The 12,030-nt window shown below is 38.5% G+C and carries 7 protein-coding genes; 3 read left to right on the plus strand and 4 right to left on the minus strand.

Going from position 1 to position 12,030, the window contains the following annotated elements; all coding sequences use genetic code 11:
- The first annotated feature begins 197 nt into the window (after positions 1–197).
- Together DFQ08_RS01470 and DFQ08_RS01475 are read left to right on the plus strand one after the other, a co-directional pair.
- Complete coding sequence (locus tag DFQ08_RS01470; protein ID WP_114308020.1) at positions 198–1,349, plus strand: serine hydrolase domain-containing protein; 1,152 nt, start codon at positions 198–200, stop codon at positions 1,347–1,349.
- Between the two features lie 50 nt (positions 1,350–1,399).
- Positions 1,400–2,113, plus strand: a complete 714-nt coding sequence (locus DFQ08_RS01475) for a 3'-5' exonuclease (RefSeq protein WP_114308021.1) — start codon at positions 1,400–1,402, stop codon at positions 2,111–2,113.
- 55 nt (positions 2,114–2,168) lie between these two features.
- Here DFQ08_RS01475 and DFQ08_RS01480 read toward each other — a convergent pair whose 3' ends face one another.
- The gene (locus tag DFQ08_RS01480; protein WP_114308022.1) at positions 2,169–5,918 is read right to left on the minus strand and encodes a S8 family serine peptidase; all 3,750 of its coding nucleotides are present in this window, start codon (positions 5,916–5,918) and stop codon (positions 2,169–2,171) included.
- Positions 5,919–6,084: 166 nt separating this feature from the next.
- Between DFQ08_RS01480 and DFQ08_RS01485 the strand changes: the two genes are divergently transcribed.
- Positions 6,085–7,776: an ABC transporter ATP-binding protein gene (locus DFQ08_RS01485; RefSeq protein ID WP_114308023.1), complete on the plus strand. Its 1,692-nt coding sequence runs from the start codon at positions 6,085–6,087 to the stop codon at positions 7,774–7,776.
- Between the two features lie 357 nt (positions 7,777–8,133).
- Here DFQ08_RS01485 and DFQ08_RS01490 read toward each other — a convergent pair whose 3' ends face one another.
- The 3 genes from DFQ08_RS01490 to DFQ08_RS01500 form a co-directional block, all read right to left on the minus strand.
- Entirely contained in the window at positions 8,134–8,787 is a 654-nt protein-coding gene (locus DFQ08_RS01490) for a CoA transferase subunit B (RefSeq protein ID WP_114308024.1), read from the minus strand.
- An 88-nt stretch (positions 8,788–8,875) separates the two neighbouring features.
- Positions 8,876–9,583: a CoA transferase subunit A gene (locus DFQ08_RS01495; protein ID WP_114308025.1), complete on the minus strand. Its 708-nt coding sequence runs from the start codon at positions 9,581–9,583 to the stop codon at positions 8,876–8,878.
- 88 nt (positions 9,584–9,671) lie between these two features.
- On the minus strand, positions 9,672–12,029 hold the full coding sequence (locus DFQ08_RS01500) for a penicillin-binding protein 1A (RefSeq protein WP_114308026.1): 2,358 nt from the start codon (positions 12,027–12,029) through the stop codon (positions 9,672–9,674).
- Position 12,030 lies beyond the last annotated feature (1 nt).

The following is a 12,030-nucleotide window of genomic DNA, read 5'->3' on the forward strand; positions in this document are numbered from 1 at the left end:
GCGCTTATAACACAGTTTTCGCCCTTTACACCAATTCCTTTTCTAAGTATTAGACCGCTAGCCCCGTTAAAATCCACACCCTTAGTATTGAAAACCAAAATATAATTGCTATTTTTAGTCTAAGCCTTTCGAAATCTAAAACTATTTTTAGGTTTAAAAGGCCTTATTATCTGCCCACTAACTAACCACTATTGTTAATGAAATACTTAAAGAACACGTTTAAAATTCTAGGCCTACTCCTAATACTGCTCGTCGCTACTTTATACATTACAGACACCGATTACCTCCTTAAGGCCGTACGCACCATTTATATGAATGGGCATAAAACCGCCTATTTAGAAGACTATCAGAAATTTGATAACCAAAATATAGCAGCTCCTTCAAACGTACAGCCTTGGCCAAAACATCAGGATTATAACAGCGCTACAGAAACGAAAACCCTTACCGCGCTCCACGAGTCCTCTGGAAGTATCGCTTATGTTATTATAAAAAATGACAGCGTTTGGTTTGAAAACTATTACGATGGTTTTACTGAAGATTCTAAGTCCAATAGTTTTTCAATGGCCAAGAGTTATGTGTCAGGATTAATGCAAAAAGCGGTTCAAGATGGCTATATAAAAAGTTTAGACCAACCGGTTTGCGATTTCCTTCCTGAATTTTGCGAAGGCCTTGCTGCAAAAATGACGGTTGGCGATTTGTCTAGTATGAGTTCTGGTACCAATTGGGATGAGGCCTACTATTCTCCATTATCTATAACCACACGCGCTTATTTTGATGATGATTTAGCCAAAGTTATTAATGGCTTAGAAATGGAAACTGAACCTGGCCAAAGTTTTAAATATGCTAGTGGCGATACGCAAATGCTCGCTATGGTTATTGAAAAAGCCAGTGGCAAAAAACTCTATAACTATTTTGAAGAAAGCTTTTGGAAACCTTTAGGCTCAGAAAACGAAACCCTATGGCAAGTAGATAGTGACGATCACGATTTAGTAAAAGCCTATTGCTGTATTGCAAGTAACGCTAAAGATTTTGCACGTTACGGTAAACTTTTTAAAAACCACGGACAGTGGAACGGAAAACAAATCCTAGACTCTACATTTGTCGCCAAATCGGTAAAACCCCGTTTTGAAAATGGAAAAATGTACGGATACGGTTGGTGGTTAGCCGAACATAATAATAAATCTATTTTTTATATGCGTGGTCACTTAGGGCAATATGTTATTGTAATTCCTGAAGATGATGTCATTATAGTAAGACTTGGACACACCGTTGCAAAAGCAAAAGGCGATGCCCACTCACCCGATTTTTACACCTTTATAGATGAAGCTTATGCCATGATAAATCCCTAAAGCCCTAAACTTTGGTTTAGAGGTTTATAGAAGGACTTAAATTACCGCTTATGATCAGTAAACTCAATCTTGAAAACATTCTATTTTTAGATATAGAAACCGTACCAGAGACCGCACATTATTCGGATTTAGACCCTACCAAACAGGCCCTTTGGGATGCTAAATCGCGCTACCAGCGCAAGGAAGAATATAGTGCTGAAGAATTTTATGACCGGGCCGGTATATGGGCTGAGTTTGGTAAAATTGTTTGCATTTCTGTAGGCTACATTAAAATGGAGGGCGAAGTCAGGCAATTTAGAGTTACCTCCTTTTATGGTGATGAAGTAAAAATCCTAAACGATTTTAAGACCTTATTAAATACCCATTACCAAGAGCAAAAGTATTTACTTTGCGCCCATAATGGCAAGGAATTCGATTTTCCCTATATCGCTAGGCGTATGATTATTCATCATATTGAATTGCCAAATAAACTTGATCTCTTTGGTAAAAAACCATGGGAAGTTCCGCATCTGGACACTTTAGAGCTATGGAAGTTTGGCGATTACAAAACCTACACCTCCTTAAAATTACTCACCAATGTTTTAGGCATCCCGTCTCCAAAGGATGATATTGATGGTAGTGAAGTTTACGACGTTTATTATAAAACGAAAGAAATAGAACGTATTGTAGTTTACTGCGAAAAGGATACCATTGCAGTGGCCCAAATATTTCTCAGATTGCGTGGCGATCAATTGCTTCAGGAACACGAAATTATTCACGTATAAAAAAAGTCCAAATTTTAAATTTGGACTTTTCACCTTTAACTAATTTATTAAGATATTACTGCTTAACAAATCTCTTTACTTTGGTTTTTTCACCAATGTTTAATTGTAATATATAGACACCCTTATCAAACTTAGAAACATCAATCTTAGAGGTATATCTACCTTTAGCAACGGTCTGTCCTAGCATATTATGAATTTCGTAGGTTTGTGCTTCAAAACCTGCCAATTCTATATGGAGTATGTCATTTACTGGATTGGGATGTAATTTAAAAAATTGGTTTGGATTATCAGCTATACTTACTGAAGAAATATCAAAATTAGCATTCCCACTTCCTAGGCAGAAATTTGTGGTTTCTGAACTCGTAAAAGAGCCACCAGACGCTAAAACTACTCCAGAATCGATATTGGTTAAGGTATAAGAACCGTTGCCATAAGAACAGCAAATACCATCGCCATAAGCATCGGTAATTATAAAATCGTAACAGCCTATTTCTAAACAGCCCATATCTATATTTATAGTAGAACCATCAGCTTGACTGCCATAAGTTCCTCCAGAGGCTACTGTAGATCCGGATGCATCAACAAGACTCCAAGCCGTTTCTTCTGGATAATTATCAAACGTTAAGGCTAAAGAGACCTCAGCACATGTTACTCCAGAGCCTGCTTCAGTTAATAAATTAACAGCGTCTACCGCCATATCGCCTTGCCAAGTGGTCCCTGTAACCCCATAAAATCGTAGTTGAACGGTCTGCCCAACATAAGCGGATAGGTCTACACTTGCAGACAACCAAGAATTTCCTTGATTTCCAGAAGCACTCCAAACGCTGCTCCAAGAGGCTCCATCATCAAGACTTAATTCTAAGGCTAAACTTCCCATTTCAGAAGCACCATACATATGATATTTAAATGCGAAAGTCGCTTCAGTCTCTGCACTTAAATCAAAACAAGGTGAGTTTAAAATAGCGCGCTTCGTGGCATAATTAGGAGATGATGCTTCCATGTAAATATAATAGCTTCCTGTATCGGCACTAGAAGGACCGGTATTACTAGAGGCTGTACTTCCACTTTGAAGCGTCCAATTAAAATCGTCACTTGTACTCTGAGACCATGCGCCTAAAGTATTTTCAAAGCTTTCTGAATACGGAAAAGTTGCGATCCCATTAGTACAAGCTGTACCAGAAGCCGGCTCAGTAACTATTATTGTTCTTGTTAGTTCAGTGGCCGCATTGCCAGCCGCATCACTCACATTATAATATTTTGTATAGGTTCCGGCTGTATTAGTATTCACCGTACCTGTAACTACAATGCTCGCGGTTAAATCACCATCACGGTCGTCAGTTGCTGTAGCTCCCAATTCGTTATAAGTATCTCCGACTTCTAAGTCTATAGACGAAGCGCCTATTAAACTCAACACAGGAGCAGTTGTATCTGGTGCACTCCCCAAGAGGTTAACCGTATAATCTTCAACTTCGCCATAAGTAAAGGACTCACAAGCTGTTGGTACCGCATTATAACTCATAGAAACACGTAGTCTTGTGGCTCCGGAGTAGGTTCCTGAAGGCACCGTAAACGTACCACTAACCGGAGTGGTTTGAGTGGCCGATTGTGACCAAACTTGTTCTCCTGAATCTGAAAAATCACCATCGTGGTTATAATCAATCCATACGGCATAGCCTTCAGCATAAGAAGTACCTGTCCAAGTTGGTGTTACAGTAATGGTATAAGTTTCACCTTCAGTTAAATCTGTAGACACATTGGTAAAGTCTGAATAAAATTGGGCTGAAGTTGCATTATCTATACTTCCTAATTGCACTCGACTAATAAATTCATCATTAACATTACTACTGCTAGATGCACAATAATTAAGTTGTACCTCTGTGGTGGTAAAGTTTACAAGACTAGAATACGCCGAGCTTGTATTATCATCACAAAGACTTCTCACTTGCACCTCATACGTCATTTCTGGCGATAATGCTGAAATTGAAGTAGACGCTGAAGCCACCGTTGAAGTCACCCATGACGATGTCCCCACTTCGCGATATCTTAACTCATAAGTCGCGCCTGGTACAGCATCCCAAGATATGTTTGCTGAATTAGAACCAAAACCATCTATAGAAAGCCCAGTTGGTGTGGTTGCATTACAGACTATTGGAACACTAGACAAACCGGTAACTATTAAAGAGAAATTCTGACTTCCTCCAGTAAGGCTACCTTTATGACTCACTGTTATGGTATACGTTCCCGAAGCATTGGCCACCTCTACACGTTCGTAAGGATCTTTTGTATTATCTCCTGTTCCATTGGTCGTCACTCCTGTTAATCGCCATGGCGAATAGCTAGTACCGCCTTTAGTGACTCTAATATCTAAGTCATTAACTAAAACGGCTGTATTGCTATTGGCGGTCGTTGTGGCTGTCCCTGCTCTATCGGTCCATGAAATAGAGGCGTATAAATCATTTATCCCATCTGCATCTACAGTAATTTGATAAGTTTGACCGTTACTTAAGGTTAATTCTTCAATTTTTGAAGCCCCTCCATTAGCAGACAGGGCTTCCGCAGCACGTTTCGTATTCATAAGTCCCCAACCATAAATAGCATCGGGTCCGTTAGATCCAGCATCATCTGCAGTGTGCAAGGCCAATCCTTTTAAAGTCGCCGCTCTTAGATAACTTCCTTGGAGATTTTGAGCATGCTCTTGTAATAGCAAAAGAGAACCCGCCACATTTGGTGATGCCATTGAGGTTCCAGTTATACTGTTGTAAGCCGTATCACTAGATTCGTAAGTAGAATAAACAGAGGTACCATTTCCAGTAATATCAGGTTTAATTCTATAATCGTCTGTAGGACCTTCACTACTACTGCTATTTATGGTAACACTAATTAAATTTCCGTTGGCATCAATATTAGCATCGTTAGCATTGGCCACAACGATATTATTTTTTGCCGTGGCATGTCCCGACAATTTATCGTAAGACGAATTTCCATCTAAAGGAGCGCTATTTGCTGAGTTATCAGCCCCATCATTTCCTGCTGCTACAACCATTAAATAGTAAGGCGCATTAAACATAATCTCATCCCAATCTCTAGAATCGGTGATATAACCACCAAAATAATAACTTGGTAATTGGGCTTGTCCTGCAGAATTTCTTGCAGCATAACCATAAGAGTGGTTAGAAATTAACATCCCATTAGCTGCGGCTGTGGTAGCTTCAGAAGTATCACTATTCCAATCATAACCTACCGCTTTGGCTTTTGGAGCCATTCCTTTTGCATTAGCCACAACACCAGACGCTATAATTGTTCCGGTAACATGAGCCGAGTGATAATGTAAGGTAGAAGTGCCATCGCCGATTGAAAAGCGATTATTACCCCCTGCACCATCGTATTCTTGATGCGTACTTCGAGCTAAGCCTCCATCCCAAACGTGGGCTGTCATATTAAGACCGTCTAAACTTAAGCCTAGCGATCCTCCAGAATTTAAATGATCTGCTCTGGTCGATTTTGCCGCTGCCACATTAAAGGTGCGGTAATATATAGGACGCCCTTCAGAAGATACTTTTTGAAGTTCCATATAAGTGCCCTCTTTTTCGATAACCAATGGCCAACCATTAGTCATGGCCATTTGCTGTGCTACCGCTTTTTCCACTTTAGTTTTTGCCTCAAACTGTTTGGATAAATCCTGAAGCGCTTCAAGATTATAACGGCTTATAATCTGTTCTTTCTGAGCTTTTGTTTGTGCAGATGTTGGAAGAACGACCAACATTACTAAAATTACACAAAAAGCAATAAAGTAATTGTTTTTCATAAAAATTGATAATTTTATAGGGTTAAAATTGCTTTAATTCTCTTAAAACTATTAAAATATTGTTAAGAAGAACAAAAACAAATGGGCGTTTTCGATGAAAAACAGCCATAATTTGAAGTTTACGGTTTTACCACAGCAGTATTGAAGAAAATAACTACATTTACTTATGGAGAATACACATTTACTTCAGGTTGAAGCTTTAAATATTTCATTTTATAAAGAGCAGGTTGAAAAGCAAATTATTAACAACAGCTCCTTTTATATTAATGAAAATGAAATTGTTGCCGTTGTCGGCGAGTCAGGATCAGGAAAATCGATCACCTCTTTAGCCCTTATGGGATTACTCCCAAAGGCGATCTCAAAAATTACCTCGGGTAAGATTATTTTTGAAGGTCGCAATCTCGTGAACCTCCCTGAAAATGCTTTTCAACAGATACGTGGTAAAGACATTGCCATGATTTTTCAAGAACCTATGAGTTCTTTAAATCCTTCTATGCGTTGTGGGCAGCAAGTTGAAGAAATCTTAAAACAACATACAAATTTATCGTCATCCGCTTTAAAAACGGAAGTCCTTCAGCTATTTGATAAGGTAAAGTTGCCCAATCCATCACGACTCTATAAAGCTTATCCTCATGAAATTTCTGGCGGACAAAAACAACGTGTTATGATTGCTATGGCCATCGCTTGTAAACCTAAACTGCTCATTGCCGATGAACCAACAACCGCTTTGGATGTTACGGTACAAAAAGAAATATTAGAATTACTGAAAACCATACAAACGGAAACTAAAATGAGTATTCTATTCATTTCTCATGATTTATCTTTAGTTTCTGAAATTGCAGATCGGGTTTTGGTAATGTATAAAGGCGATATTGTAGAACAAGGTCGCACTCAAACTATTTTTACAGCAGCAAAACATAACTATACAAAGGCTTTAATTGGCGCACGACCATCTACCGAGGTACGCTTAGAACAACTTCCTACCATTTCAGATTTTATGCATGAGAAGGTGGCGACACGCATCGTATCTTCTGAAGAACGGGCGGAACATCATAAAACCCTATATCAACAGCCCCCGTTATTGGAGGTGATTGATGTTACAAAAACCTATCTTTCTAAGGCCGGATGGTTTTCTAAAGCTGAACCTTTTAATGCCGTAGATGGGGTGAGCTTTAAAGTTTACCCTGGGGAGACTTTAGGTTTGGTTGGCGAATCGGGTTGTGGGAAATCGACTTTAGGAAATGCCATTTTACAATTAGATAAGGCGAGCTATGGGCAAATACGTTATAAAGACCAAGATATAACCCAGTTGAGCACTTCGGAAATGCGCAAAATGCGAAAAGACATACAGATCATTTTTCAAGATCCTTTTGCATCCTTAAACCCAAGACTTACAGTAGGAAATGCAATTTTAGAACCCATGAAGGTTCACGGTATTGGCCGTTCTTCTAAAGACCGAAAGGAAAAAGTTTTAAGCTTATTAGAAAAAGTAGGGCTTGATGCTGATGCTTTTGACCGTTATCCGCATGAATTCTCTGGAGGACAACGTCAGCGTGTAGGAATTGCAAGAACGATTGCTTTAGAACCTCAGCTTATTATTTGTGACGAATCGGTGTCTGCTTTAGACATTTCGGTTCAAGCTCAGGTTTTAAACCTCTTAAATACTTTAAAAACACAATTTGGATTTACCTATATCTTTATTTCGCACGATTTAGCCGTTGTCAAATATATGGCCGATCAGTTATTAGTTATGAATAAAGGTAAAATTGAAGAAATTGGAGATGCGGATGAGATTTATGCCGCTCCGAAAAAAGCTTATACTAAAAAGTTAATTCATGCTATTCCTAAAGGCTTATAGCATGAATACTTTTTTAGTTAATTTAAATACTTTTGAGACAAACTCGAAAGTGTTTTCCATTAATGAAAAATCTTGACTTTCCATTAAAGTAGGTTCTGGTAGATTTGATGTAGGTTTCATAAGCGGTATTTCAATATAGGTTTGGGGCAAAAAGGAAATCTAGTTTATGACACTTAGTAGGATTTAATTTAATCTGTTTAGGTACTGCAATATGACACATTTTTTCAATAAGTCAGTCTAAATACATTATAAATCGATAAATAGCATAAAACTTTAACATTTAAAGAAAATTGCTTAAAGTTTAGATATAAAAAAAGCTGCTAAAATTAGCAGCCTTTATACCTTATTCTTTTCGTTCTATAGTTGCATTTCAGGAATATCACCTTCTACAATTAAGGTTCCTTCCGTAGCCGCTTGGATAGCTTCAACAGAAACCCCTGGCGCACGCTCTAACAATTGAAATCCCTTAGGCGTCACTTCTAAAACAGCCATATTAGTCACAATTGTTTTAACGCAGCCCACACCTGTTAATGGCAAGGAGCAGGACTTTAATAATTTAGATGCCCCTGCTCTGTTAGTGTGCATCATGGCTACAATAATATTTTCGGCACTGGCCACTAAATCCATGGCACCTCCCATACCTTTAACCATTTTACCTGGAATTTTCCAATTGGCAATATCGCCTTGTTCTGAGACTTCCATAGCGCCAAGAATGGTTAAGTCTACATGTTGACCTCTAATCATAGCAAAACTGGTTGCAGAATCGAAAAAAGAAGCTCCTGGTAAGGTGGTAATGGTTTGCTTTCCGGCATTAATGATATCTGCATCTTCTTCCCCTTCAAACGGAAAAGGTCCCATGCCAAGTACGCCATTTTCGCTTTGAAATTCTACTTCAATATCATCTCTCACAAAATTTGCAACGAGTGTAGGAATACCAATTCCTAAGTTTACGTAATACCCGTCTTTAACTTCTTTTGCTATACGCTTTGCGATTCCGTTTTTGTCTAACATATTATTGAGTCTTTCCCGCCAAGGCAGGCGTCTATTTTATTACTATTACAACTTTATACGCGCTCTTTGTTTAGAGCTTATACCCCTTTTAAACCTCTGGTTTTGGTCTTACGGTGCGTTGTTCTATACGTTTTTCATAATTGGTTCCTTGAAAAATACGTTGTACAAATATTCCTGGAATATGAATTTGATTAGGATCTAAGCTGCCCACAGGAACTAATTCTTCCACCTCTACAACGGTAACTTTAGCCGCACCACACATATTAGGATTAAAATTTCTGGCGGTACCTTTAAAGATAAGATTTCCGGCCGCATCACCTTTCCATGCTTTGATAAAGGCAAAATCTGCCTTAAACGCATGTTCTAAGACATACATTTTACCGTCAAATTCTCGTACTTCTTTACCTTCGGCAACTTCTGTGCCGTAACCTGCAGGTGTAAATATTGCTGGAAATCCGGCTTGTGCCGCTCTACAACGTTCGGCTAAGGTGCCTTGTGGAATTAATTCAACATCTAATTCTCCCGATAACATTTGGCGTTCAAACTCATCGTTTTCGCCAACATAAGAAGAGATCATTTTTTTGATCTGCTTTTGTTGTAACAACAAGCCCAAACCAAAATCATCCACCCCTGCATTATTAGAGATACAGGTTAGACCTTTTACATTTAGTTTTACAAGTTGAGCAATGGCATTTTCTGGAATCCCAGAAAGGCCAAAACCACCAAACATAAAAGTCATATCATTACGGACCCCATTTAAGGCTTCAGAAATAGTGTCTACTTTTTTATTAATCATCAGTACAAATTTTTGCTTCTGAAAAATACAAAAATCAGCCTCAAATTAATAATTAAAACTATAAAAAATGGGTGTAGCGCTTAAACGTCTAGAAATCAAAATCGACCTCATCGTCTGAATTATCATCACCAACGAGATCCCCTTCATCTACAGCTTCACAATCAATATTGATAGAAAGATCTACAGGTTTTTCAAAATCTGCGGTAGAAACATTTAAAGTTTTATCGGCATAACAAGCTTTCATATAAAGTCCCCATATAGGAAGGGCCATAGTAGCACCTTGTCCATAGGTAATACTTCTAAAGTGTGCTGCTCTATCTTCTGCACCAACCCAAACTCCTGTGACTAAATTAGGAACCATTCCCATAAACCAACCATCACTTTGATTTTGGGTTGTTCCGGTTTTTCCTGCAATTGGATTGGTTAATTTATAGGGGTATCCGGTCATTACTTCCTTATACATAGCCGATTTCTTTAACCATTCTGAATCATGTCTTAAACGTCTACCAGAACCTGCTTGGGTAACCCCTTCCATAAGATTTACAGTAACATAAGCAACTTCTTCACTTAAGACATCTTTACTTTCTGGTGCAAATTGGTATAATATTGTTCCGTTCTTATCTTCAATACGGGTGACCATAACAGGCTTGTTGTAAACCCCTTTATTGGCAAAGGTAGAATAGGCGGCTACCATTTCATAAACGCTAATATCTGGAGTTCCTAAAGCAATCGCTGGAACCGGAAGAATGTCTTGCTCTACTCCTAATTTCTTAGCCATCTCAACAACAGGCTGAGGGCCAATTTCATTCATAAGTCTTGCTGTAACTGTATTGGTAGAACTTGCTAAGGCGTCTTTAAGGGTTTGTTCTCCTGAATAGTTACCATCAGAGTTTTTTGTAGTCCAAGGTTCTGGATTTCCAAATTTATTAGCAGCAATGGTAATTTGCGTTCTTGGAAAGTAATCGCAAGGTGATAATTGCAACTGATCTATAGCGGTCGCATAAACAAAAGGCTTAAAGGTAGATCCTACCTGACGTTTACCTTGCTTCACCATATCGTACTGAAAATGCTTATAATTCATACCTCCAACCCAAGCTTTTACGTGTCCTGTAAGCGGATCCATAGACATCATACCTGGGCGTAAAAAAGATTTATAATAACGCATAGAATCGATAGGTTTCATTATGGTATCTACTTCACTAGCTTCTCCATTAACCCATTTAAACACGCGCATTTCTGTAGGTTCATGGAAAGATGCACGAATTTCCTTTTCAGATTTCCCCTGATTTCTTAAAATTCTCCAACGTTCCCCTCGTTTCATGGCATCGTTCAATAATTTATCGACCTCAGATTTACTCAGGTCTAAAAATGGTGCTGTTTTATTTCGTTCGGGTGTGTTTTGGTTATCAAATTCGGCTTGTAACCTTGGCATATGTTGGCCAACGGCCTCTTCAGCATATTTTTGCATCCGCGAGTCAATAGTTGTATAAATTTTAAGACCATCGGTATATAAATCATATTTACTCCCGTCAGGTTTTCTATTGGCTTCATCTTTAGCCCAATCTTTCATAAAACCTCTTAGGTATTCTCTAAAATAAGTGGCTATCCCTTCACGGTGCGACTCTGGCGAATAATTAAGATCTAATTCGGTTTCCTGAAGTGAATCTTTGACTTCCTCAGATAGTTTTCCGTATTTGGCCATTTGCGCCAATACCACATTTCTTCGATTTCGAGTTCCTATAGGATTTTTATGAGATCTTGGATTGTAGAGTGAAGGGTTCTTTAACATACCTACGATCATTGCAGATTCCTTAATATCTAAGTCCTTAGGTTCTTTGGCAAAATAAATACGCGCAGCACTACGGATGCCATCGGCATTATTATTAAAATCGACAATATTAAGATACTGGGCTATAATTTCTTCTTTGGTATACTGACGTTCTAAACGGATGGCAATAATCCATTCTCTTACTTTCTGAGACAAGCGTTCTATGATATTTCTAGAGACTTGTTTAGTGAACAGATTTTTAGCTAATTGTTGAGAAATAGTACTGGCACCGCCACCGCTACCTAGTTTAAAAATAGCACGTAGCGTACCACGCGCATCAATACCAGAGTGGCCGAAATAACGTACATCTTCCGTAGAAATAAGGGCGTCTACAATATTTTGTGGCAAATCTTCGAAACCAACAGGGGTTCTATTATCGTTGAAATAGAACTTCCCTAAAGTTTTATCATCTGAAGAGATAATTTCTGTTGCCAGATTCGTTTCAGGATTCTCTAATTTGGTATGGTCGGGCATTTCACCAAGTGCGCCCCATGATGCGAATAAAAATAATAGTACTACTGAGGCAATTCCACTTAAAAATAGAATCCAAAACCAACGTACATATTTTGAAAAATCTTCTGTTCCTTTAGGAGATTTCACTGTTTTCTTTTTTGCCATA

The organism is Winogradskyella arenosi (assembly GCF_003337305.1).
GTDB classification, from domain to species: Bacteria; Bacteroidota; Bacteroidia; order Flavobacteriales; family Flavobacteriaceae; genus Winogradskyella; species Winogradskyella arenosi.